The sequence below is a fragment of the Acinetobacter sp. ANC5681 genome (genome assembly GCF_023488045.1).
Lineage (GTDB): Bacteria > Pseudomonadota > Gammaproteobacteria > Pseudomonadales > Moraxellaceae > Acinetobacter.
The window spans coordinates 165,095-190,891 of the sequence record NZ_JAMFKZ010000003.1 but is presented as its reverse complement, the minus strand read 5'-3'; the positions used below and the strand labels follow the sequence as shown (position 1 = coordinate 190,891).

Annotated in this window: 20 protein-coding genes; 10 read left to right on the top strand and 10 right to left on the bottom strand. The window is 39.5% G+C overall.

Going from position 1 to position 25,797, the window contains the following annotated elements:
- The 3 genes from M5121_RS03585 to groL form a co-directional block, all read left to right on the top strand.
- Window positions 1-4,928: Ig-like domain-containing protein (locus M5121_RS03585; protein WP_249570370.1), on the top strand; the 4,928-nt coding region annotated here is incomplete at its 5' end.
- Window positions 4,929-5,136: 208 nt separating this feature from the next.
- Complete coding sequence (locus M5121_RS03580) at window positions 5,137-5,427, top strand: co-chaperone GroES (protein ID WP_005144860.1); 291 nt, start codon at window positions 5,137-5,139, stop codon at window positions 5,425-5,427.
- A gap of 60 nt (window positions 5,428-5,487) precedes the next feature.
- Window positions 5,488-7,122, top strand: a complete 1,635-nt coding sequence (groL, locus tag M5121_RS03575) for a chaperonin GroEL (RefSeq protein WP_249570369.1) — start codon at window positions 5,488-5,490, stop codon at window positions 7,120-7,122.
- A 72-nt stretch (window positions 7,123-7,194) separates the two neighbouring features.
- Here the strand turns inward: groL and M5121_RS03570 are convergent, their stop codons facing one another.
- Window positions 7,195-7,569: a diacylglycerol kinase gene (locus M5121_RS03570; protein ID WP_249570368.1), complete on the bottom strand. Its 375-nt coding sequence runs from the start codon at window positions 7,567-7,569 to the stop codon at window positions 7,195-7,197.
- Between the two features lie 191 nt (window positions 7,570-7,760).
- On the opposite strand from M5121_RS03570, the gene M5121_RS03565 reads away from it, so the two are divergent.
- Both M5121_RS03565 and epmA read left to right on the top strand, forming a co-directional pair.
- Window positions 7,761-8,828 (top strand): 4-phosphoerythronate dehydrogenase, encoded by a 1,068-nt coding sequence (locus M5121_RS03565; protein ID WP_249570367.1) that lies wholly within the window; start codon window positions 7,761-7,763, stop codon window positions 8,826-8,828.
- Window positions 8,825-9,808, top strand: coding sequence for an EF-P lysine aminoacylase EpmA (gene epmA, locus M5121_RS03560; RefSeq protein ID WP_249570366.1), 984 nt, complete (start codon window positions 8,825-8,827; stop codon window positions 9,806-9,808). Before M5121_RS03565 ends, epmA begins: the two co-directional genes overlap by 4 nt.
- 20 nt (window positions 9,809-9,828) lie before the next feature.
- Here the strand turns inward: epmA and M5121_RS03555 are convergent, their stop codons facing one another.
- The 5 genes from M5121_RS03555 to M5121_RS03535 form a co-directional block, all read right to left on the bottom strand.
- Window positions 9,829-10,956, bottom strand: a complete 1,128-nt coding sequence (locus M5121_RS03555) for a helix-turn-helix transcriptional regulator (protein WP_249570365.1) — start codon at window positions 10,954-10,956, stop codon at window positions 9,829-9,831.
- Window positions 10,957-11,156: 200 nt separating this feature from the next.
- Window positions 11,157-11,318 carry a hypothetical protein gene (locus tag M5121_RS03550; protein WP_087536989.1) on the bottom strand — a complete coding sequence of 54 codons (162 nt, stop codon included), beginning with the start codon at window positions 11,316-11,318 and terminating at the stop codon, window positions 11,157-11,159.
- A 95-nt stretch (window positions 11,319-11,413) separates the two neighbouring features.
- The gene (locus M5121_RS03545) at window positions 11,414-12,415 is read right to left on the bottom strand and encodes an SUMF1/EgtB/PvdO family nonheme iron enzyme (protein WP_249570364.1); all 1,002 of its coding nucleotides are present in this window, start codon (window positions 12,413-12,415) and stop codon (window positions 11,414-11,416) included.
- Window positions 12,412-14,091: an arylsulfatase gene (locus M5121_RS03540; RefSeq protein WP_249570363.1), complete on the bottom strand. Its 1,680-nt coding sequence runs from the start codon at window positions 14,089-14,091 to the stop codon at window positions 12,412-12,414. Before M5121_RS03540 ends, M5121_RS03545 begins: the two co-directional genes overlap by 4 nt.
- A 132-nt stretch (window positions 14,092-14,223) precedes the next feature.
- On the bottom strand, window positions 14,224-14,841 hold the full coding sequence (locus M5121_RS03535; RefSeq protein ID WP_004663327.1) for a rhomboid family intramembrane serine protease: 618 nt from the start codon (window positions 14,839-14,841) through the stop codon (window positions 14,224-14,226).
- Between the two features lie 154 nt (window positions 14,842-14,995).
- On the opposite strand from M5121_RS03535, the gene nfuA reads away from it, so the two are divergent.
- Window positions 14,996-15,634, top strand: a complete 639-nt coding sequence (nfuA, locus tag M5121_RS03530; protein ID WP_004663326.1) for a Fe-S biogenesis protein NfuA — start codon at window positions 14,996-14,998, stop codon at window positions 15,632-15,634.
- A gap of 227 nt (window positions 15,635-15,861) precedes the next feature.
- The gene (locus tag M5121_RS03525; protein WP_249570362.1) at window positions 15,862-18,129 is read left to right on the top strand and encodes a TonB-dependent siderophore receptor; all 2,268 of its coding nucleotides are present in this window, start codon (window positions 15,862-15,864) and stop codon (window positions 18,127-18,129) included.
- 25 nt (window positions 18,130-18,154) lie between these two features.
- Here M5121_RS03525 and M5121_RS03520 read toward each other — a convergent pair whose 3' ends face one another.
- Together M5121_RS03520 and M5121_RS03515 are read right to left on the bottom strand one after the other, a co-directional pair.
- Window positions 18,155-19,165, bottom strand: a complete 1,011-nt coding sequence (locus tag M5121_RS03520) for a hypothetical protein (protein ID WP_005158053.1) — start codon at window positions 19,163-19,165, stop codon at window positions 18,155-18,157.
- 23 nt (window positions 19,166-19,188) lie between these two features.
- Window positions 19,189-20,202, bottom strand: coding sequence for an alpha/beta fold hydrolase (locus tag M5121_RS03515; protein WP_249570361.1), 1,014 nt, complete (start codon window positions 20,200-20,202; stop codon window positions 19,189-19,191).
- A gap of 236 nt (window positions 20,203-20,438) precedes the next feature.
- Between M5121_RS03515 and M5121_RS03510 the strand changes: the two genes are divergently transcribed.
- Window positions 20,439-21,053, top strand: coding sequence for a carbonic anhydrase (locus tag M5121_RS03510; RefSeq protein ID WP_046739769.1), 615 nt, complete (start codon window positions 20,439-20,441; stop codon window positions 21,051-21,053).
- Window positions 21,054-21,086: 33 nt separating this feature from the next.
- Here the strand turns inward: M5121_RS03510 and M5121_RS03505 are convergent, their stop codons facing one another.
- The gene (locus tag M5121_RS03505; protein ID WP_249570360.1) at window positions 21,087-21,716 is read right to left on the bottom strand and encodes an arylesterase; all 630 of its coding nucleotides are present in this window, start codon (window positions 21,714-21,716) and stop codon (window positions 21,087-21,089) included.
- 36 nt (window positions 21,717-21,752) lie between these two features.
- On the opposite strand from M5121_RS03505, the gene M5121_RS03500 reads away from it, so the two are divergent.
- Both M5121_RS03500 and M5121_RS03495 read left to right on the top strand, forming a co-directional pair.
- The gene (locus M5121_RS03500) at window positions 21,753-22,457 is read left to right on the top strand and encodes an ABC transporter ATP-binding protein (protein WP_087537016.1); all 705 of its coding nucleotides are present in this window, start codon (window positions 21,753-21,755) and stop codon (window positions 22,455-22,457) included.
- Window positions 22,454-24,931, top strand: a complete 2,478-nt coding sequence (locus M5121_RS03495) for an ABC transporter permease (protein WP_249570359.1) — start codon at window positions 22,454-22,456, stop codon at window positions 24,929-24,931. The genes M5121_RS03500 and M5121_RS03495 overlap by 4 nt, the downstream gene beginning before the upstream one ends.
- On the opposite strand, the gene M5121_RS03490 is transcribed toward M5121_RS03495, so the two are convergent.
- Complete coding sequence (locus M5121_RS03490) at window positions 24,928-25,734, bottom strand: rhomboid family intramembrane serine protease (RefSeq protein ID WP_249570358.1); 807 nt, start codon at window positions 25,732-25,734, stop codon at window positions 24,928-24,930. The genes M5121_RS03495 and M5121_RS03490 overlap by 4 nt on opposite strands.
- Window positions 25,735-25,797 lie beyond the last annotated feature (63 nt).

The window sequence follows — 25,797 nt, the reverse complement described above, 5'->3', positions numbered from 1 at the left end:
AAGTAACCGTTGATAATACGGCACCAGTTGCAGGGGTGCTTTCATTTAGCAATTTAACCGATACAGGTTCATCGTCTACAGACCGAATTACACAGGACAAGGCTTTTGATCTCACTTTAACAGGACAAGAAGCTGGAACTACAGTTGTCTATCAAATATCGATCGATGGTGGACAGACTTGGGTTGATACTGATACAGCACAAAGTAATTTGGCAGATGGAGTGTATCAGTTTAAGGCCGTTGTGACCGATGTCGCAGGGAACAGTGCAGAAGCCTTATCTCCAATAATCACTGTAGATAATACGGCACCCGTAACTGGAACATTAGCTTTCGCAAATTTCAATGATACAGGTATTTCGGCTACAGATTACATCACCAAAGACCAAGCCTTTGACCTAAGTTTAACGGGACAGGAAGCAGGAACAACGGTCGTTTATCAGGTCTCTAAAGATAATGGTGTGTGGGTTAATACTGATATTGCACAAAGCAATTTGGTTGATGGCCGTTATCAATTTAAGGCGATTGTAACTGACAAGGCAGGTAATAGTGCAGAGACACTGTCTCCAATTGTTGTTGTGGATAATACATCACCTGTTGCAGGAACCTTAACATTTAGCAATTTGAATGATACTGGTGCGTCAGCAATTGACCGAATTACTCAAGACAACAGCTTTGATTTGCAATCCTTACATCCAATCGTAATTGGAGAAGAAGCTGCGATTACTGATCATTATGAGGTTTCTACAGATGGTGGATTGACATGGATAACCACCACAGCACAACAGACAAATCTGGCAGATGGAACGTATCAGTTTAAGGCGATTGAAACCGATGTTGCGGGCAATATTGTAGAGACAGCTATTGAAACGGTTGTGGTGGATACCTTGAAGCCTCAAATCGCAACCGATTTATTCATCAGTGAAGATGGCTGGACTTTAACAGGCTTGACCGAAGCTGCTGGTTTAAAGGTAAATGTATTTGATCAAAATGGGTTATTGGTTGGAACTACTGAAAGCTATGCTAATGGTGAATTTAGTCTGCAACTCAACCAATCCTATGTTGATAATGAAGAATTCACGGTTGTATTGCGTGATCGTGCAGGAAACGAGAGTGATGAAGCGAATGTAGTTGCATTGGGTGATGTGACCCGACCTGAAGCTGCGACAGAGCTTGAACTTAGTGAGGGTGGTAGTGGTTCTGTTTTAACAGGTAAAGCGGAACCTGATGCCATCATTAAAATTTATGATCAGGATAATAACCTCGTCCATCAATGGAACAACAATGTTAATGCTGATGGCACATTTACCATTTATTTGAACCAGTATTATTTAAAAGGACAAACCTTAACGGTAACAGTGACGGATGCTGCCAATAATGTCAGTGAAAGTGCAACGATTGTTGCGCCAACAGACAATACGAATCCTGAACCGATTGATGAGGTTGTTTTTGATGAAAATGGTCTGAACTTTACAGCTCAGGCCGAGGTCAATAGTACGGTTAAGGTTTACGATACGAGTAACAACCAGGTCGGTACTGGATATGCGGATAGTGAGGGGAATGTTTCAGGCTGGTTTGATCATGTTTATCTAGATGGCCAGTTACTTACATTTATCGTATTTGACCGTGCTGGAAACCAAAGTGCTGAAGTGCCACTGAATGCGATAAATGATGACTCTATACCAGATCCAGCAACAAATCTTGTCTTGATCGAAGAGAATGGCGGTTCAGTCTTAACAGGTATAGCCGAACCGAATGCCACCATTCAGGTTTATGATCAGGATGATAACCTCGTCTATCAATGGAACAACAATGTCAAGGCTGATGGCACATTTGAAATTTATTTCAACCAGTACTATCTAAAAGGGCAAACCTTAACTGTCACTGTCACTGACCGTGCTGGTTTGGTCAGCGAAAAAGCCACGATTGTTGCGCCGTTGGATAATACTAATCCTGAACCAATCCAAAATATTGAGTTTAATGAGGATGGGCGTAACTTCACTGCAACAGCCGAAGCCAATAGCACGGTGAAAGTGTTTTATCAGGGTAATGAAGTTGGCAGTGGTTACACAGATAGTGAGGGCAAGGTATCTGGTTATTTCTATCAGGTATTCCTGGATGGGCAGGAACTTTCATTTATCGTTGTTGACCGTGCGCAGAATGAAAGTGACACAGTTAATCAAAATGCCCTGACTGACCGTGATGCTCCAGCGGTTGCGACTGATCTTGAACTGATTGAGGATGGTTCTGGTTCTATTCTGCTTGGCAAAGCGGAGCCGTACGCAACCATTCAAGTGACTGATACAAATGGAAACTCAGTAACCGCATGGTTCGCAAATATTACTGTTGCGGTGGATGGCACATTTATAATCAACTTAAATGACTATTATCTACATGGTGAAACCTTAAAGGTTACTGTCACTGACCGTGCTGGTAATATCAGTGAAGTGGCAACAATTGATGCCCCAATTGATGAGCTTAAACCCGACCCACTGGATGTCAGTCATATTATTTTCAATGAAAACGGCTGGAATTTCACCGCAATTGCTGAAGCAAATAGCACTATTAAGGTGTTGTATCAGGGCAATCAGGTTGGACAGGGGTATACTGATAGTGATGGTAATGTTTATGGTTCTTTCAATCAGGTATTCCTGGATGGTCAGGAGCTCACCTTTATTGTGGTTGACCGTGCGGAAAATGAAAGTAATCCAGTAACCGCTATTGCATTAAATGATGACATTGCGCCTCTAGCCGCTGAAAATGTCACGGTTACACCTGAAGGATGGATTTCTGGGGAAGCTGAACCGAATGCAATTGTTGAAATTATTGACAAATATGGGGCAGTTATTACGTCGATTTATGTGGATTATAATGGTTCCTTTGGTCAAGGGATTAACCTGAGCCAATACCAGTCACAAGAGTTAAGTATTGTGGTGAAAGATGCCGCTGGAAATCGCAGTGACCCTGTCTACAAGGTTTTGCCTGCATTGATGGATACACCAGCGACCGCGACTGACTTGGTGCTTGATGCTGAGGGACATGTTCTGACAGGTATGGCAACGGCAGGTTTTTATATTGTAGTGACCAATGCAGCTGGTGAACGTGTCAATAGTGGTTGGTGGAATACACTGGTTAATGAGGATGGCACATTCAGTATTCAGTTAAATGACTATTATCTACAAGGGCAGACATTACAGGTCCGTGTTTTTGACTCCTCTACAAATCAATATAGCCCAATTACTGAAATCGTTGCACCTTTGGACAATATTCTTCCTGTTGTTGAAAATGTCGTGATCAGTGAGGATGGCTATTCTGTTGCTGGGCAAACAGAACCTAAATCAACCATTAAGATAGTGGATGCGGATGGTGATCTTCGAGGCGAATACCAAGTCGATGAGACAGGTTATTTCAATCTCAGTGTCTATCCACAAATCTTGCGTGGTGAACAGCTCTTTATTACCGCCACGGATTTAGCAAAAAACGTGAGCAACCCATTCAGCATTAGTTTTAATGTGGATAGCAATGCACCGAATCCAGCCGAAAATGTAGTGGTGTCTGAAAATGGCTTCTTTATTGAGGGCGATGCAGTACCAAATGGCTACGTCCGTATTGTGAATACACAAAGCAATGCGATTGGTAGTGGTACGGTGGATGAGTTTGGACACTTTAATATTCAGTTATATCTACCTCAGGCAAATGGTGAAGTCCTACGTGTTGTTGTGGAGGAAAATGGATACCAAAGCGCCTATACCGAAATTACTGCACCAATAGATAATGTTGTGCCTGAAGCGGCAACAGAACTCGTATTGGAAAATGGACAAATACTTTCAGGGCTGGCTGAAGCTTATTTAACCGTTAAGATTTTTGATGCTGACAATAATCAGGTTGGACAGACCACAGTAGATGCTAATGGAACGTTCACGACCTATTTATGGTATTCATACTGGCATGGTGAAACCTTGACTGTAAAAGTGGTTGATGGCAATCAAAATGAAAGTCCAGATAGTACTATTGTTGCGACGAATGATACGACAGCACCAGATGCAGCAACGCAACTTGCAATAAATGAGAGGGGTTATCTGACGGGCCATGCTGAAACCAATGCCACTTCATTCGATGTGACTGTGGTGGATCGTGCAGGAAACCATAGTCCCACTGTGACGGTGAACCAGACGGAAATTCCGCATATTACCGTAGATCAGTTTAGGGGAGATAATACCGATAATATCTATCAGGTGGATCATGCTTATGATTTTGTTCAGGAATATATTGTTGAATATTATGAGACCTATGAAGATGTGTGGGTTGAAGGCGGTTATTGGGAAAACCAACTGGTTGATCAGGGCTATCGAGATGTAGACTTTGGTGGCCATGACAAGATTATTAGCTCTGTCAGTTATAGCCTGGTAGACCACTATGATTCAGTTAATGATCCAACCAGTGCTGAGTCTTATTTGGAAAGTGGGCGTTATGTTGAGGATTTAGAACTGGTTGGTAGTGCGAATTTAAGTGCTACAGGCAATTGGCTGGATAATGTCATCACAGGTAATACAGGAGATAACATTCTGGATGGGCGTGGTGGGCACGATACTTTCTTTGGCGGTGCAGGTTCGGATACGGTCATCTATAACCTCTTGAACTATAGTGATGGGTTGGTCGATAGCTGGCAGGATTTCCATGTTGGCAATGTGCAGGAAGATTCACAGGCAGATAAAATTGATCTGAGTGAATTGTTAACTGATTATACAGGTGACAGTTCAGCCGACTCTTTATCTAGCTTTATCAATGTGAGTCAGGATGGAGACCATACTGTGATCAGTATAGACCGAGATGGGGATGTGAGTAACTATCAACAGGTTCAACTTGTGACCTTAAACCAGATCCATACCACTCTGGATGAGTTGTTAGCAAATCAGCAACTTATTATCTAGAAATCCTGCAAGATAAAAAAGAGATCAGCAATGGTCTCTTTTTTGTATTTTTTTTAACCTGAGGCATATTTTTTATAAAAAAAATTCTTTTTACCCCTTGAAGCCATTTTTTTTAACCCCACAAAAGTGGCATATCAAAATTTTATATGTGTTGCCATGAACTGGCGACACACATTAATCAATAAGACTAAGTCTGATGGAGTTAATTATGAGCAACATTCGTCCATTACATGATCGTGTTGTGATTCGTCGCGTAGAAGAAGAAACTAAAACGGCTGGTGGTATTTTACTTCCAGGTTCTGCTGCTGAGAAACCTTCTCAAGGTGAAATCATTGCAGTGGGTAATGGTCAGATCACTGACAATGGCGTTCGTGCTTTAGACGTTAAAGTTGGTGACAAAGTATTGTTCGGTACTTATGCAGGTACAACAGTAAAAGTAAGTGGTGAAGAACTCTTAATTATGAAAGAGTCGGACATCTTAGCTGTGCTTGAAGGCTAACTCGACACATAACTCAAATTTATTTTCAGATTCAGTATTTAAAAAGATTCGGAGTTTAACATGTCAGCTAAAGACGTAAAATTTGGTGATTCAGCTCGCTCAAAAATGATCGCAGGCGTTAACGTACTTGCAGATGCAGTAAAAGTAACTTTAGGTCCTAAAGGCCGTAATGTTGTCATCGACCGTTCTTTCGGTGCACCACACATTACTAAAGATGGTGTAACAGTTGCGAAAGAAATTTCTTTAAAAGACAAGTTTGAAAACATGGGTGCTCAACTTGTTCGTGAAGTTTCTTCTAAAACCAACGACATCGCGGGTGACGGTACAACAACGGCAACTGTACTTGCTCAAGCAATTTTAAATGAAGGGATCAAATCTGTAACTGCAGGTATGAACCCAATGGATTTAAAACGTGGTATCGATATCGCAGTAAAAACGGTTGTTGAAAATATCCGCACCAATGCAAAACCTGCTGATGATTTCAAAGCAATTGAACAAGTGGGTTCAATCTCTGCAAACTCTGACACAACTGTTGGTAAATTGATTGCGCAAGCAATGGAAAAAGTAGGTAAAGAAGGTGTTATCACTGTAGAAGAAGGTTCTGGCTTCGAAGATGCTTTAGACGTTGTAGAAGGTATGCAGTTCGACCGTGGTTATATCTCTCCATACTTCGCGAACAAGCAAGATACTTTAACTGCTGAACTTGAAAATCCGTTCATTCTTCTTGTTGATAAAAAAATCAGCAACATTCGTGAATTAATCACTGTATTAGAAGCAGTTGCTAAAACAGGTAAACCACTTCTTATCATCGCTGAAGATGTTGAAGGCGAAGCGCTTGCGACTCTTGTTGTGAACAACATGCGCGGTATTATCAAAGTATGTGCGGTGAAAGCACCTGGTTTTGGTGACCGTCGTAAAGCAATGCTTCAAGACATTGCGATCTTGACTGGCGCGACTGTTATTTCTGAAGAAGTCGGCATGTCTTTAGAGCAAGCTTCTCTTCAAGATTTGGGTACTGCACACAAAATTACTGTATCTAAAGAAAATACAGTGATTGTTGATGGTGCTGGCAATGCAGAGCAAATCGCTGAACGTGTTCAACAGATCCGTGCTCAAATTGAAGAGTCAACTTCTGAATACGATAAAGAAAAGCTTCAGGAACGCGTTGCTAAATTAGCAGGCGGTGTGGCAGTCATCAAAATTGGTGCAGCAACCGAAGTTGAAATGAAAGAGAAGAAAGACCGTGTTGACGATGCACTTCACGCAACTCGCGCAGCAGTTGAAGAAGGTGTTGTAGCAGGTGGTGGTGTTGCACTGGTACGTGCTGTAAACGTATTGGATGGCTTAAAAGGTGCAAACGAAGATCAAACTGCGGGTATCAACATTTTACGCCGTGCGATTGAAGCGCCACTTCGTCAAATCGTTTCGAATGCTGGTGATGAGCCATCAGTTGTAATCAATGCAGTTAAAGCGGGTGAAGGTAACTTTGGCTATAACGCTGCAACTGGTGAATATGGCGATATGTTGGAAATGGGTATTCTAGACCCAGCTAAAGTAACGCGTTCTGCACTTGAGCACGCAGCTTCTGTTGCTGGTTTAATGTTGACAACTGAATGCATGATTACTGACATTCCAGAAGACAAACCAGCTGGTCCAGATATGGGCGGTATGGGTGGTATGGGCGGAATGATGTAATTACATCTTCTTCCTAGATTAAAAAAATCCCTGCTAATGCAGGGATTTTTTTTATTCAGAATTTATAATGACTTATCGAAATAAAATAATCATCCATGTAAAAAATATAATCGCAAGAGAAACAAATTGAGCAGCACTGCCCATGTCTTTTGCATTTTTAGAAAGTTGGTGTTTTTCTAAAGAGATACGATCAACTACAGCTTCAATTGCTGAATTAAATAGTTCAACAATAATTGCAAGCAAACAAACAGCCACCATGAGTGCTTGTTCTAGGGCTGAGACATCAACAGAAAAACTGATTGGGATCAAAATTAAATTAAGCAAAAGGACTTGTCTAAAAGCGGCTTCATGGCTAAATGTAGCTTTAAATCCGGCAAGGGAATAGCCTGTTGCATTAAAAATACGTTTGATACCACTTTTGCCTTTGTAGGGAGAGTAAGGCGTCATAATAAAACTGCTTATGAAGAAAACACTACTATTATAAAATTAAAAGTAAGACAGAGGATTGGCAATAAGTCGCATGATTGCATCAAAAATGTAGTGTTTCTCGACATTTTAACTGGAACTTTCAGATTTGATTTGTCAATTTCCTTTGCGCTAAGGATAATAAGCACATACAAATCGATGGAAAGAATTGCATGAAAATTATCGCAGATGAAAATTTGGCATTTACCGATTATTTTTTTGCAGATTTTGCTGAAATACAGCATAAAGCAGGGCGCACCTTGACTCATAATGATGTCCAAGATGCCGATGCACTTTTGGTTCGCTCGGTGACTAAAGTGAATCATGCCTTAATTGATCAGACCAAGCTTCAATTTGTAGGCAGTGCGACAATTGGTACAGATCATCTTGATATTCAAGCTTTGGAACAGCAGCATATTGCATGGAGTAATGCTGCGGGCTGCAATGCGCAAGCCGTTGCTGAATATGTGATTACTGCTTTATTGCATTTGAATATCGACTTATTAGAACAAGAGAAAGCTTTTACATTAGCAATTGTTGGCTTAGGCAATGTAGGGAGTCGACTCGCAGTGATGGCTCAATTGTTGGGCTGGAATGTGATTGGCTATGACCCTTATGTGCAACTCGCTGGCATTGAAAATGTATCCTTTCAGGAGTTGTTAAAACAGGCTGATGCGATTTCAATTCATGTCCCTTTAACCTTAGCTGGTGATTATCCAACACAACATTTGTTCAACGATGCTTCATTTGCTGCAATGAAAGCATCCGCAATTTTGATTAATAGTGCGCGTGGTCCAGTGATTCAACAATCTGCATTGATGAACGATATTAAAAAAAACAACCGTAAAGTTGTCTTGGATGTCTTTGAGTTTGAACCAGAGATTCCAGCGCAATTGCTGAATTTATTAGCTTTAGCCACCCCACATATTGCAGGGTATAGCCTTGAAGGCAAAGCGAGAGGAACACAGATGATTTATGAGGCATTTTGCGATAAATTTTCTTATGAAGCCTCAAAGCGTTTTGAGAGTCAATTGCCTCAGGTGGAACAATATTTCGGGCAGCAGGATTTAAAAGCTGTGCTTAAACAACATCTCACTCAAATTTACGATATTGCTGAAGATGATAAACAATTAAGAGCTTGTGTTCAAAATGCTAAAGTTGAACAAAAAGCATTTGATTTACTTCGTAAAAATTATCTTTTACGTCGTGAATGGGCGGCACACGGTGGACCAAAAGCATGAGCCAAGATATGAAATCCTATCAACCGACTTGTTCTATTGAGGCATTAAAAGCACGTGCAGAGATGTATCAAAAGATTCGTCAGTTTTTTGCTGAGCGTAAGGTATTAGAGGTTGAAACACCTGTTTTGTCTCAAGCTGCTGTAACCGATGTTCATTTGGCATCTGTACAAGTACAACGTCATATTCATGGCAAATTAAATACTCAGTACTTACAGACTTCACCTGAATTTCCAATGAAACGTTTATTGGCCAGTGGTAGTGGAGCAATTTATCAAATCTGTAAAGTATTCCGTGATGATGAGCATGGGCGTAAGCATAATAGTGAATTTACCATGCTGGAATGGTATCGACCTGGTTTAGATTTAAAAGGTTTAATGCATGAAACAGCAGATTTACTAGAAGTGTGTTTGGCACATCGTTTTGGTGAAGTCCGTCCGTATATTTTGAGTTATAAGCATGCTTTTCAAGATCGTTTAGATATTAATCCTTTACAAGCGAATTTAAAGCAACTTAAAGAAACTGCGAATCGTGTAGGACTCAATCTTGATTTAGGAAATGATCGCTTGGGTTATATGGATTTATTATTTTCGCATTTCGTTGAACCAAGTTTAGGCTTTGATGCACCTGTATTTTTAACTGACTTTCCGCCTGAAATGGCATCGTTGGCTAAGGTAAAAACAGATGAGGATGGTGAATTAGTCGCAGCACGCTTCGAGGTATACATTGAGGGTTTAGAGCTTGCCAATGCCTATGATGAGCTTTTAGATGCCAAAGTTTTAGCTGAACGTTTTGACGCCGATAATATCGAACGTGCTCAACAAGGATTACCCGTCATTCCAACGGATCAACACTTGTTAGCAGCTTTACCCCACATGCCAGAGTGTTCAGGGATTGCACTTGGAATTGATCGTTTACTGATGGTTGCGATGAATAAGATGAAAATTGATCAAGTGATTACTTTCCCAGCGGAGATTGCTTAGAAACTTTCATCTTTACATGCTTATAAAAACTGCATCAATAATTGAATTAACTCACTTTGTCGATGCGTTTTGGTTTTCTTGAAAATCGCTTGTAGATGTTTTTTGACAGTATCAGCCTGAATATCGTGTGAGAGAGCAATTTCTTTGGTGGTTTTACCCTCAAGTAATTGCTCACATATTTTGTGTTCTACAGGTGTGAACATAAAAAGCTGAGTACATATTTCTCGTTGATATTTAGGTTTATGTTTTAAACCAGAAAATGTGGCGAGTAAAACTGGACGTAGACCAAAAATCTTGTGTGTTTTTTCTGGACTTAATAAATCTAGTGTTAAGAATAAATGATCATCAATCATCATAATTTTACTGCGTTCAGCGTAGCTTAAGTCATGATGGCGTTTATGTAGGCGTTCTAGCTCAATCAGGTTTAACTCAAATTGTTGTTGGCTACTTTCATTGAATGCAAAACGACGTTGTTTGATTTGGATCAGTTTACTATTTTCCAATAGCTGTTTTGCTTCTATATTCAATTCAAGAATATCGCCATTCAAATTAATAATCGCAATAGGCTGATTCATTTTTTGAATTAATTGGGACCCGAGTAAGGTCATTGTCGAGTATTCAAAATGATGTCGATATTGTTGAATTTTTTGCTGTAGTATCGGTAATAATTCATAAATCGGTTGTAATTCAGAACAACTCAAAGCACCTCGTTCGGGGCTAGTCAAAAATGAAAGTATGATACAAACTTTATGATCATAAAGAATTTGTATTGCTGAACAAAAACGTAAATTTAGAGGTTTTAATACTTGTTGATAGACTTGAGTTTGAAGAATTTCATCTTCTGTGAAATGTTGAAAACAATGCATCCAACCTTGCATTGGAGCCACTAACATTTTGTTTAAGCGAGGATCATCATCTATATCTAAACGAATTTGTTTTAGTGCGGCTTGTTCAAGTTGATGTTCATCAAAATCAACGCCATGATGAACACTAAAAGATAGCGCTTGTACTTCAAGATCAACGGCGAGTAGTTGAGAGGCTTGTAGATTAAAATGTTGATTCAGTTGTTCTAATAAAATAATCCAATCATCAGCATGCTGCACCTTATTCAAGATTTCCATGACAGTGCTTTGTTGGCTTAGATCCATTCAAAAATCCCATTAGAATAAATAGAATACATTTCCATGTAGTTTATATGGGTTTTGATGAAATGAAATCAGTAACTGAAATATATTCTAGTTTTATTTATACAATTTGATGAGATGAATTATTTGAAAGAAAAAATTGAATAAACTTTATCATTTGATGAAAATGCCTAAGCCCTATCAAAGCCTAGGCGAGATTGAATTTAACAACGTCCTTTTTTAGCCTGTCCTGGAGGACAAAAATCACTATGACCATCATGGTGGTTGTCTGGATCAACAATCACACTGCCATGAGGGGTATGCACGGCACAGGCCGACAAGCTAAATGTGATTAAAGTACTGAAGCAAAGCAGTATTATTTTCATCATTGCATCCTCTTTTTATTGCTTTCTCATTTACTTTAAATTGATCCTCACTTTTCGACTAGCGTAATGACGCATGTTTTTAATAGAGATTTGTATCATTCGACTGTACGTAAAATAGTTCTAAATCCCACATGGGTTGCTGCCAAATCAAATTCTTGTGGATAACGACTACTGTTTCGATAGCGTGCGCAAAAGTTGGAGGCACAAAGAAAAGAACCGCCTTTGAGTACATATTGCGTTGCGGTGCTGTTTTGTTGACGAAGTTCCGCATAATTGCCCATGTGCTGATCATGTGCGCCGTGATAAGCAGAAGAGGTCCATTCCCAGACATTGCCAATCATATCGAATAACTTAAAAGCATTGGAAGCATAACAGCCGACAGGCGCCACACTTTGGAAATGATCTTCAACCGTATTATCGAAAGGAAATTCACCTTGCCAATAATTGGCTTGTGGATGTTGATGCGTATCTTGTGGCGCTTGGTGTAAAGGAGTATCACTTTTCGAACCTGCTTTGGCGGCATATTCCCATTCTTGCTCTGTAGGTAAGTCCCGACCTAACCAAACGGCATAGTGTTCAGCATCATTTTTAGTGACATAGCGAACAGGTTCAGACGGTAATGGAGGCTGACCCTGAGCACCATTCGGCGTTTTCCATGTGTAATCTGATTTCAGCTGCCACCATTGTTTTGGGTTGTTCACATCAGGTGAAAATACTGCAGCCTGTTTCTGCTTTTCTGCATCAGTGATATAGCCTGTGGCTTTGACAAAACTGGAGAATTGAGCAACTGTCACCTCGGTTTGGTCAATCCAAAAACCTGTTACTTGGCGTTGTGCTTGGCCAAAATTCAATTCATCAGGGTAGGCTAAGTTTGAACCCAGTTGAAATGAACCTTCAGGAATCCAGACCATACCTGCAGTTTTACTGTTTTGCCATGCCTCAGGTAAGCCCGAATACTGTTGGCATTGCTGTAATGAGCCCAATAGAGCCAATGTGCTGTTTTGTGTATGTGATTGAGTGGCAGCAGGCTTAACTTTGCTACAGCCTGTCACGAGGGACAGACTGATCAGTGAAACTAAAATGCATACCCATTTCATTTAAGGAAATATTCCTTAACCCCATTTTGCTGGGTATATTGATTATATACATTTATCAGCTCTTGTAATTTAGCCGGATTATCTTGAGCAAGGTTTTGCGTTTCGCCTCGATCATTTTTGAGGTTATACAATTCCCATGCACCTGTTCCGAGTTCTGATTTACCTTGTAATGCAATTTTCCAGTCCCCTTGACGGGCATATTTACTGCCATGTAATTCATCGGCAAAGCTAAAGTTAACGGGGCGGATCGCTTGTGCTTTATTGTCGAGTAAAGGTTTCCATGAATAGCCGCTTGGCGTATTGATTTGACGGCCTTTGTATTGACCTTGTGGGACGGCAATATTTGCGTAGTCGAGCACGGTTGGGAACACATCCAAGACTGAGGCAAAACCATGATGCATGGCTTGGGCTTTGCTTTGATAAGGGAGCTTCACAATTGCAGGTGCGGTGGTTGCACCTTCACCTGCAGTATCTTTCCATAGATGGAATGGCGCAGCACTGACTTCCGCCCAACGTGGTCCAACATAGTGATAAGAGCTTGATGTCCCCACATTATTCACGCCGTTATCAAAACCTGATTCAGCACCGTAATTGCCACGGATAAAGCCTTCTGCACCATTGTCTGAGACAAAGAAGATTAATGTATTGTCATATAGATTATTGCGTTTTAAATATTGAATCACCCGACCAATATTGGCATCCAGATTTTCGACCATGCCTGCATAGATTTCCATTCTGCGTGCTTCCAGCACTTTTTGCTCGGTTGAAAGTTCATTCCACTTGCCATATTTTTGCGGTGCATTTTGCGTGGCGATTGGTTCAGCCGCCTTAAAGTTGGCTGGAATTAATCCGAGTTGTTTTTGGCGAGCTATACGCGCATCGCGAATCACATCATAGCCTGCGTCATAAACACCGCGATAACGATCGCGATATTCAGCGGGTGCTTGTAAAGGCCAATGCGGCGCGGTGTAAGCAGCATACGCAAAGAATGGCTTGCCTGAGTTTTTACCTGACTCGATATAACTGATTAATTTGTCTGTGAAGTAATTGGTAGAGAAGAAATCATCGGGTAAGGATGAAATCGGAACTTGTTTGCCGTCTTCCGTATACGTCGCATTACGCTTATAGGCACTCGGTGCTTGTTTAAAATGTAGGTCTAAGCCTTGCAATAACGTAAATGAGTGATCGAATCCTTTAGCATGTGCGTTGGTTGCATCGGTTAAGCCTAAGTGCCATTTACCACTGATATAGGTTCGGTAGCCATTGTCTTTGAGGACTTCTGCAATAGAGAGTGAACGTTCATTTAAATAGCCCTCATAACCGGGTTCATTTTGTAAGTGAGGCTTATTAAGTTCCGCCATTGCCCCAATACCTGCTAAATGGTGGTCAGTTCCCGAAATTAATTGTGAACGAGTTGGTGAGCAGGTTGGGGCAGTATGGTAATCCGTTAAAATACGACCTGCTCGGGTTAGTTCATCAATATTGGGTGTATGAATTTCCCCACCAAAAGCGCCTAAGTCTGAATAGCCTAAGTCATCAGCCATAATGAATAAAATGTTGGGTTGCTTCTTGGTTTCAACCACAGTATTTGAATGATCAGAATCATTGCTGCAAGCTGAAATTGACAAGCTAAATAATGCAATAGAAAGTGTGCTAAAGAGACTATTATGAGACATTAGGATCGACTTAATTTTATAGAAGAATTATGACGAGTTTAGAGCGATGATTTTTATGATAAAAATAATTAAAATTTGATTGTTAATCTTAAAAAAAGAAAAGCCCCAAAAAAGGGGCGTGTATGATAAAAATTAAAATGGTATTTGAGTGAGTTGATTTAAAAAGTGCGGCAGCACTTTAGGTTCTAATAAAATTGTCATGACCACACCATACGCTGCTCCCCATAAGTGAGCACTATGGTTGATATTTGTGTTGCCTCTTTTGCCAGACCAAATACTGTAAGCGACATATAAAATGGCAAAAATAATGGCTGGAACGGGAATAAAGAAAACGAAAATGAGCTTCCATGGTTGAAACAGAATATAAGCAAATAACACTGCAGAAACAGCACCAGACGCACCTAAACTTGCCCAACGAATATCATGTCGATGTTTTAAATAGCTTGGTAAAATTGCTGCAATTAATCCACCTAAATAAAATAAGACAAAGCCTGTGTCATAAAAAAACTGACGATAAAAGCTTTCAATAATATTGCCAAAGAAGAACAGCGTGATCATGTTAAAGAGTAAATGAGTACCATCAGCATGAACAAAACCATGTGTAATAAAGCGGTCATACTGCCCACGTTGCAGTGCAGGTGGCCAAAAAATTAAACGATTCATCACCGTTTGATTTGAGAAGGCTAACAAGGAAATGGCAACTGTAATGATGATCAGTGTCACAGTATGACTAAAGGGTAGATGTAACATAAATGTTTTAAAATTGATCAGTGTCTCAGCAATAATGCCATTAAAAACTTAATAAACAATGATCTTGCATAGAATTCCTACAAAAATGGTTGATTTTTTTTTATTACACTCCATCTTCGGTTAAGATAACGACATCAGCTTGAGGAATATTGTTATGTCGACTGAGAACACCAACACTGCCATTGCAGAAGAAATCCCAAACCTTTTGATTACTCCATCTGCGCAAGAGTATTTAAGTGATTTATTATCAAAGCAAAATACTCCAGGGATTGGCGTTCGTGTTTTTGTAGAACATCCAGGTACACCGCGTGCAGAATGTTGTATGGCATATAGCGCACCTGATGAAGTAGTACCAACAGACTACAAACAGGAATATCCTGATTTTCCTGCTTATGTTGATGCACCATCCATTCCATATTTATTAGATGCTGTCATTGACTACAACAAAGACCGTTTTGGTGGTCAATTAACTTTCCGTGCACCAAATTCGAAAGTGCCGCGTGTTGGCCCAGATGCGTCAATTGAAGAACGAATTACCTACATTTTACAATCTGAGATCAATCCAGGTTTAGAGGGTCATGGCGGTAATTGTAGTTTAGTTGAAGTGAAAGATGATCCAGAGCATGGTCTTACTGCTGTATTGAAATTTGGTGGTGGTTGCCAAGGTTGCTCAGCAATTGATGTTACCCTTAAACAAGGTGTTGAAACGACTTTACAACAGCATGTCCCAGAATTAAAGCGTGTGGTTGACCAAACTGATCACTCTCAGTCAGAAGGTGCGTACTTCAAGTAATAAAACTTGAAATTTATTGCATTATAAAAGCCCTGAATAGGGCTTTTTTTATTATTCATTTAATCAAATTTTATTTCATCATTATGTTCAGGAATGTGTGTTCTGAATTAAATAATGAAAATATAAATAATAATTATTATCATTTATATTGAGTTTTATTGTTTCTTTGTTAGAATCTAGCCTAGTTTTTTAGCAAATCTTATGATTTATCTTAATCAGGTGGGAATATGTCTAATAAAATAGCACGCCATACATTACTCGCAACTTCTATTCTGAGTGGCATGATGACGTTTGCATATGCAGCAGAAACTACAGTTAATCAAAGTGGATTGGTTGAAAAATCAAATGAAAACGATGTTGTTAAACTGGAGACAATTGTTCTAACAGCAGAGGAACAAATTAAACAATCTCTCGGAGTTTCTAAGATCACTGCCGAAGATTTAGAAAAAATTCCAGTACGTAATGATATTTCTGAATACGTTCGTCGTATGCCAGGCGTTAACTTAACAGGGAATAGTGCAACAGGTCAGCGTGGAAATAATCGTCAAATTGATATTCGTGGTATGGGGCCTGAGAATACACTCATTTTGATTGATGGAAAGCCTGTGTCCTCACGTAACTCTGTACGCTATGGTTGGAAAGGAGAGCGTGACACACGGGGAGATTCAAATTGGGTGCCAGTAGAAGCTATCGAGTCTATTGAGGTTTTACGAGGTCCAGCAGCAGCTCGTTATGGTTCTGGAGCGGCGGGTGGTGTAGTCAATATTATTACTAAGAAAGTAACGAATGAGACACATGGTTCCGTTGAGCTATATACCAATCAACCTGAAGATTCCAAAGAAGGCGATTCTACTCGAGTAAGTTTCAATCTTAGTGGTCCAATCATTAAAGACATTTTATCTTATCGTTTATATGGTAATTACAATAAAACTGATGCAGATGCAGTAGATATTAATAAATCAATTGGCAGTCAGGCTGCTGGTCGAGAAGGGGTTAAAAATAAAGATATTGCTGGGCGCTTAGCTTGGCAAGCAACTGATGAACAAACAGTATTGCTTGATATTTCTTCTGGTCGCCAAGGCAATATTTATTCTGGAGACTCTCAATTAAATTCAAATGCAGAAACCGACCCAATTCTTTCTCAACTTATCGGGAATGAAACCAATACCATGTATCGAGATAGCTTGGCGCTAACTCATGAGGGAGATTGGGATTGGGGCAAAAGCAAATTGGTTGCGCAGTACGATAAAACACGTAATAAAAGACTTCCAGAGGGTTTAGCAGGAAGTGTTGAAGGAAAAATTAATAATTTAAATGATCGTGTTACATCCAAACTAGACACGTTAAGATTAAATGGCGAGCTAAATATTCCACTTGAATATTATCTACCACAAGCATTGACCTTGGGTGTCGAGTGGGTGGAAGACAAATTCACTGATCAGACTTCTACAACACAAGGTAAGGATCAAAGTGGTGCTGGCTATGGCGATCAGCTTGCTAAAGGTGATCGTAGTAAAATGGAATCACGAATTGCATCGGCATATATTGAAGATAATTTCAAAGTTACAGATATGACCGATGTTGTGGTCGGTTTACGTTTTGATGATCATAGTAAATCAGGCTCAAACTGGAGTCCAAGTTTAAACATAACGCAAAAATTAAATGATCATTTTACTTTGAAAGGGGGGATTGCCAAAGCCTATAAAGCCCCGAATATGTACCAAAATGCTGAAGGTTATTTATTAAGTACCAATGGTAATGGTTGTCCTGCAAATATTGCTTCGCGCTGTTTATTACAAGGTAATGGCGATTTAAAACCAGAAACTTCAATCAACAAAGAAATTGGGATTCAATTCCAAAAAGATGTTGTGAATGCCAGCTTAGCTTGGTTCCGTAATGATTATAAAAATAAGATTGTTGCTGGAACAGACATTGTTGGGACTGTGAATGGTTCAAGTACAAATGCAAACGGAGGGGTTACGCAAACGACTTGGAATATTCTTCGTTGGGATAATACACCAGAGGCATTGATTCAAGGGTTTGAAGGGAGTTTAGGACTAGATTATGGCAATATCCGCTGGACCAACAATTTCACTTATATGATGGACTCTAAGGATAAGAAAACAGGAAATCCTTTGTCACTTGTTCCAAAGTATACGATTAACTCAATTTTCGATTATGACATCACGGATCAATTGGATGTGAATTTTGTTTACACTCAATATGGTCGTCAAAAATCACGTCAATTCGCAGAAAATAGGATTGAAGCAGGTGTGGGTTCAGGTGGTACAAGTAGTGCGATTAAGCCAAGTGATGTAAAAAGTTATAGCTTAGTCGGTTTAAATATGGGCTATAAATTTAACAGCCAATTCAGCACTCGTCTTGGTGTAAGTAATTTATTTGATAAACAAATTTTAAGAGATAGTAATTCAATCAGTCAAACATACAACGAACCAGGTCGGGCTTATTATGCAAGTTTAAAATATTCATTCTAAGCAAACGACGATAAAACAAGGCACTTTAAGTGCCTTGTTTTTTTAGTATTTCATGGACTTGTTCTGAGTAATAAAATTTTTCTAGATGTGCGCGTGCTCGTTGTCTTAAATACCCAGTTTGAATCACTTGCTGTAGCACGGGTGTAAGTAAATTATTCAATTCATTCTGAATTAAATCTTCATCAATATTTAGATCACGCAGTAACAAATCGAAAGTTCTCTCTTGGTTTCTTGCGTACCATGCATAGACCCCATCATGAATCTGCTGTTTCAAGTAAGGCGTTTGGCGAATATGATCCCAAATTTCATGACCTAATCCCACAGTTTGAGGTAGGTCTTGGACTTCAAAATAATTTCGCAATACTGAAATCGGCATCAGTTTGATTTTATGCCAAAGATTTGCTTGGAAGTGATAGAGCTTGTCATCATTAAAATGTTGATTCAAAACTTTTTCGCTCATTTGGCTAATTTTTAAAATATTCTTTTGCAAATAATGACCAATTGTTTCATTCAGGTTGGAATCCGTAACGGTTTCTAAAACGGATTTTCCCATTTTCATGAAATGTCCTACGCCAGGAACGCGTTTAGACATGACCGAATTATCTAAGTAATCTTGGATGGAGTGTTGTATAAGCTGCGTAATCAAGGCTGAAAAGGCTGGATTATTGACGATAGTTTGAATTAAACGTTGCCGATGTCCAGCTTTTCCTGCGACGTATTGTGCAATTGAGTCGATGGTTAATACAGGCATAACCTCTTCAATTGTGGTGCTATCGTTCAGCGGATGAATCAATGCAAAACGAATATGCTCAGCAATTTGCTCAATGAGAAATGGACTTGCGGGCGTTGCAAGAATTTGCTTTTCGATCAGTTTAAAAATCTGTTCAAATGACCAAATATGTTGTAGCTGTTGCAACCGTAACCAATGATAGAATTGCTTAAACTCATATTGAATGGTTTCTGATTGTGAAAACTCTTGATCTAAAAAATCAAGTTGTGCATCAATTAGCTGTTCTATCATTGGATGTTTAGACATAAAACCTCAAATTCTTACTAAACTTATGGAGATGGTGCAGTTGCAGGCTTTTGTGTCTGGATTTTGCTCAAGAAAGGTAGATATTGTTGAACCACCAATTGATCTGCTTCCAAAATTGGCATATGTCCCACATTATCTAAAATCACAGGTGCTTGCGCATTTTTCAATAATGATTTTAACTCAGGTGCCACTTCGACATTAATAATTTTATCTTGCTTGCCCCATAAAATCAGGGTGGGCGCATCAATTGATTTTGCAAGCAGAGCAAAAGAATCAGGAGTAAACAGTTTATTGAGTGCGATCAATTGATCCACCATTTTTTGAGTTTGCTCAACTTGACCAATCATCATTTTTTCCTGTGCTTGAGCAATTTCTTTTGGAATAAATGGCGGAGCATACATCGCCTGTTGCATCAAGAAATTAAAGTCACCTTTTTTACTGACGATCATGTTTTTCAAATGTTTCGGATCTTTTAGGTAAGGCGTTGTTGCTGCTTTGTACACACCAGCAGCATCGACCAAGAACAGGCTTTTCGTTTCAAAAGGATATTGACCTGCATAAAGCATTGCAATCGATCCACCAAGTGAGTGACCTGCAATATGTGCTGGACCTGTCAAATTTGCGGCTTCGATAAAACGACGTAATTTTTCAGTCACATTCGGAACTGAATAATCAAAGTCTTTAGGAACTTGTGTTTCGCCACTCGCTGGTAAGTCAGGGATAATAACATGGTAATTTGCGGTTAATGCATGTGCGACACGATTCCAGTTATCACGACTACCTGCTAAACCATGAATTAAAATAACAATAGGTTTTCCTGCTTGACCACCTTCACTATATGACCAACTAATATCTCCTACTTTTAAAGGCTTGGTCTGTAAGCCAGCCCAAGCACGTTCTTGTTGTAATACATTTTGGAAACTCATTTCTATTTCAGCAGCTTGAGTAGAACTTACAGCAATTGTTGCTAAGCTGAATGAGAGCAAAGTGGCAGTGATCGTTTTTCGGAATGGTGTTGAAAACAGTGTTTTGGTCATGATTGTTCTATCCTTGATTCATTTTTAAACCAATTGATTATTGTAGAAGTTTGGAATGCAGTCATTTGCATAATCTACAGATGTATGGAAATTCTTGCCAATGAAATGATTATTTTTCCATTATTTTTCTTGATATCAGGACACTCAATTATCTAAGAGTTTTTATTTTTGTCAGTGACAATCTAGCATACCCACATTAAACTAGTTTTTCATGTCAATCATAGATGGATGTACGCATGCTCACCGCTCAAGAAGCCTTAGAACGTTTAAAATCTGGTAATGCTCGTTTTGTTAAAGGGGAAACGACCCAGCAAAAATTGCTCACTCACCAAGAGCGTGCTGAAATGGCAAGTGAACAAAATCCTTTTGCTATCGTCTTAGGATGTTCTGATTCTCGAGTGCCTGCGGAAATGGTATTTGATCAGGGGTTAGGTGACTTGTTTGTTATCCGAGTTGCTGGAAATATTGTTGCACCCTCTCAGGTTGGTAGTGTTGAATTTGCTGCTGAACGTTATGATTGTGCTGTGGTTGTTGTATTAGGACATAGTCATTGCGGTGCGATTCAAGCAACGATTGATACACTCAAACATCCGGATCAAGCACCATCTTCAAACTTGATGTCAATCGTAAATCGTGTACGCCCATCTGTTGAAATCTTAATGCAAACTGAGTTAAAGGATGATTTGAAAAAATTGTCTGCGCATGCAGTACGTTCAAATGTATTTGCTTCAGTGAATCAGCTACGTCATGGCTCAGCTGTATTAGAAGGTTTAATTGAAAAAGGCAAAATGATTGTTGTTGGCGCAGAATATTCGCTTGAGACAGGTGAAGTGACATTCTTTGATTTTTAATTAAAATCTCAAACTCTAAAAAATAAGAGGTGCCTAAAGGGCACCTTTTATGTATGGATAAGCTAAATTTAATAGAATAGGTTGGGCTTTAGCATTTGGGTGAATTTGATCGTTTTGAATTAAATTTTTATGTCCAGCGATCCCTTCTAAAAAGAAAGGCAATAACTTGACTTTATATTGCTGGCTTACAACTTTATAATTTTTTTCAAAAACGCTGCTATACGCCGTCCCATAATTGGGTGGTATTTTCATGCCAAATAGTAAAACAGAGGCTTTCTGCTTTTGGCTGAGTTGTACCAATTGTGCTAAATTTTTTTGAATCATTTGAGGGGGTTGACCTCGTAAGCCATCATTTCCACCTAACTCAATTACAACAATTTCAGGCTGATAAGTTTGTAATAATTTAGGCAATCTTGCCAAAGCACCACTTGTAGTTTCACCACTGACGCTTGCATTGACCACTTTATGCTGTTTCGGATACTGTTGGTCTAAACGCTGTTGTAATAGGTTTACCCAGCCTTGTTTGGCATCTATGCCATAACCTGCACTGAGACTGTCACCCAAAATTAAAATAGTCTTTGCTGATGCGAAAGCGGGTAATGAGCAAATCGTGATGATTCCAAATGTTTTGGATAGCGAAAATAAAACTTTAGATATTTGCATTGCACTTTAAATTTGTCCTAAAGGATACGTGACATGATGCCACAGCCGATTATTTCTGCCCAAAAAGTTACACAAAATATCCACATTAATCAGCAAACATTAACCATCTTAAAAAATATCGATTTAGATATTTATCAGGGGGAACAGATTGCGATTACAGGTCGTTCAGGTTCTGGAAAATCCACTCTATTAGGTATTCTAGCAACACTTGATCGACCAAGTATGGGGGAATTGTGGGTCTGTGGACAAGCGGTGCATACTTTAACTGAAGAGCAGCGTGCTCAGGTCCGTTTAGAAAATATCGGTTTCGTGTTTCAATCTTTTCAGCTTTTACCACAGCTCAGCGCACTCGAAAATGTGATGTTACCCTTACGTCTTCAGCCTGATTTTAATTTTAGGCAAGCTGAAAATAAGGCATTGCAATGGCTAGAGCGTGTTGGATTAGTTCGCCAAGCACAGCAAACGCCTAAAGTTTTATCGGGTGGTGAGCAACAACGTGTTGCGATTGCTCGAGCCTTAATTGCTGAGCCTAAGATTATTTTTGCAGATGAACCGACAGGTAATCTGGATGGGCAAACTGCAGCAGAAATTGAGCAACTGTTATTTGATTTAAACAAAGAACTCGGAACAACTTTAATCCTTGTAACGCATGATCAAAATTTGGCAGCCTTGTGTCAACGGCATGTCAAATTGCTTGATGGTCAAATCCAAGAAATTGTAAAAGTGCAGGAGGGTGTATGAGTTCAGTTTTCAAACCACTACTTTTGCAAAGTTTCCGCACAGGAGGGTTATATTTACTGATTATTGCCCTGTCTTTAGCTATAAGTGCCACCACCGCATTAAAATTTAGTAATACTCAAGTTCAAAATGCCGTTTCATTGCAAGCTGCCGAAATGCTGGGTGCAGATTTAGTTTTGTCTGATAATGACCCTATCCAATCAAAGTGGGTACAAAACGCCCAACAACTTCATCTAAAACAGACACCTGTCACTTTGTTTGGATCAATGGCACATACCCAAGACCAATTTGTGATGGTCAATGTCAAAGCTGTCGATGAACATTTTCCACTGCGTGGTAAATTAGAGATTCAACCGAGAGCGAAATCCATTCAACAAGGTGAAGTTTGGTTAAGTCCAAGAGCAATTGATCTGTTAAAAGTAAAAGTGGGGGATCAGGTTGCCATTGCTGATGGAAAATTTAAAGTAACAGGCATTATTGAGCATGACTCTAATCAGGAGTTGGGCTTTTCAGGTTTTTCACCAACCGTGATTATTCATCAAGCAGATATTGCGAAAACGAATGCTATTCAGGTTGGGAGTCGGATTGATTATCGATTATTAATGGCAGGTGAGCCAAAACAAGTTGAAACATTTAAGACCGTCTTTAAACAAGAAACTAAGCTTGAAGCTGATCCTCATAATCAACAAGCAGAGAATAGTGAACAAAGCACACTGAAACTACGTGATGCGAGTCAGTCCAATACCCGTTTGATGAAACCTATTGAAAATCTGGATACCTTTCTACAGCTTGCCAACCTCTTAACCATTCTACTGTGTGGGATTGCGATTGCTTTAACCAGCCAACGTTATGTGCAACAAAATCAGGATCATATTGCTTTGATGCGTTGTCTCGGTGCGAGTAAACGACAGATATTAGTCGCTTATATGATATTGCTTGCGATTGTCAGTGCCTTATCAATTGTGATTGGAAGCTTAATCGGAATCGCGTTGGGATACGGTTTGTTGCAATTGATGTTGCAACTGATTCCACAATTGCAACTCAGCTTTGCCATTGCTGATTTGCTTATGGCATTACCCATCGCAATTTTTACCAGTGTCATGGTGCTGATTGGTTTCATTTTGCCAAGTATTTGGGAATTATTGAATACGCCACCGATTCGTGTCATTCGTCAGCAAGAGCGTTCACGTAAGTCCTACATGATGATGTTTAGTGTCGGTATTGTGAGTTTGGTCATCTTTAGTTTGGTGCTGAGTGATAATTTAAAATTAAGTTTATTGGTCTTATCTGCCATATTAGTACTTTGTGTGACTCTATTTGCTGTGATTTGGTCATTACTGAGAGTAATTAAGCAGTTGAAACATCCCTTATCTGCTTATGTTCGAATCCCACATCAGACGGCTTTGCAAATCACAGCACTTGCTTTAGGTCTCAGCTTAATAACAGTTCTAAGTGTTTTAAGAACGGATTTATTAGAGCGTTGGCAGCAGCAATTGCCTGAAGGTACACCGAATCAGTTTGTCTACGGTCTGCCACCATTTGATATGCCACAGTTCAAACAACAGCTTGAGCAGAATAAGTGGCAATCAACACCTCTATATCCCAATATTCGGGGACGCTTGATTGCTAAAAATGGTCAGGCTTTCAGTACTGAACTGATTCAACAAAATAATTCCTTACGCCGTGAACTGAATCTGACTCAAGCGGAGCTTTATCCAAAAGATAATCTGATTACTCAAGGGAACCCAAAGTTCACCCAAGTTGGGCAAGTGTCGGTAGAAGAAAAATTGGCTACTGAATTAGGGATTAAAGTGGGGGATCAACTGAGTTTTAGTTTGCCTGAAGGATCATTGGATGCCAAAGTGATTAACCTACGTTCAGTTGAGTGGGAGAGTTTTAGCCCTAATTTTTTCTTTATTTTTTCGCCCAAAACCATGGATGAAAATGCAGGAAGTTATTTAGGCAGTTTTTATGTCCCTACTGCGGATCAGCCAAAAATGGTGCGATTGATTGAACAATTTACCAATACTGTATTTATTGATGTTGGGCGTGTTTTAGATGAAGTGAAACGTTTAATGAATATATTGGTTCAGGTAGTGACAGTACTGGCAATATTGGTTGGTTTGTCAGGTATCTTGGTTTTAATTGCATGTTTGAATGTTTTAATGGATGAGCGCCGTAAAGAAGTGGCTTTATTACGATCTTTTGGTGTCGCAAAAAATAAATTAAAACAGATGCTCAGTTTAGAAATTGGTTTTATTGGCTTGGTGGCAGGAATTGTAGCATGTCTTTTTGCTGAAGTGATTAGTGCGATTGCCAGTTACAAGATGCAAATGGCAATCCAATTTCATCCTGAAATTTGGTTAATTTTACCGCTCAGTATGATGCTGGTATGTATGTTGATTGGTCGATATCGACTCAGTTATTTATGTGATATTCCACCGTTACAAAGTCTGAGAGAGATCAATCAATCTTAAAAGCTTAACTGGTTTTGGCGCAGGATTTCATTCCATAGAGAATTAAGTCCTGTGCTTAACTCATTACAGTAAACATAAAATCCGAGCGTTAATAAACTAGCTAAAACCAGTGCAATGATTTGTAAGATAACTGGATGTTGAGTTTTATGACTGAAATACCAAGAGCCTGCAAGTAAAGCACCCATGATCATTCCACCGATATGTGCTGCATTATTAATACCTGAGACAGTAAAACCAAAGGCAAGGTTGATGCCCATAATTAATAATAATGACTTTTTATCCAACCAAAAACGTTGTTGGGGCAAAGGTGGAAATAAAGAAACAGTTGTGAGCGCAGCACCTAAACCCATCACTGCGCCAGATGCACCAGCACTGATATGTGGCAGTAATTTGGGATCAAAATGTTGTAATAATTCATAGCCGTCACGAATACTGAGATAACTGGAAAGAACGCTACCCATTAAACCCGCGAGAAAATACAGCAAAATATAATAACGACGACCAAAAAGCGGTTCAGCAACACTTCCAAAAATATACAGTGCCCACATATTCAGCATTAAATGGATCAGACCGAAATGGAAAAACATACTGCTAAACAGACGTTCGGGCTGTCCAGAGAAGGTGAGTGGTGTAAAATCTGCTCCCCAAGTAATTGCATCCATAGGGGAAGGGTCGGTAATATTCACACCTGAAAGAATTTGCCAGCCAAATAAACCAACATTGATGGCAATGAATAATGCTGTAAACCACCATATCTGTATTTGCAACTTTTGAGTAATTTGTGGTGGAGTGGTTTCAGTCATATGTTTATGCAAGTTATTACGATATAAAAATAGCTTAGCATGAATTTGTTGCCCAAGGAGAGA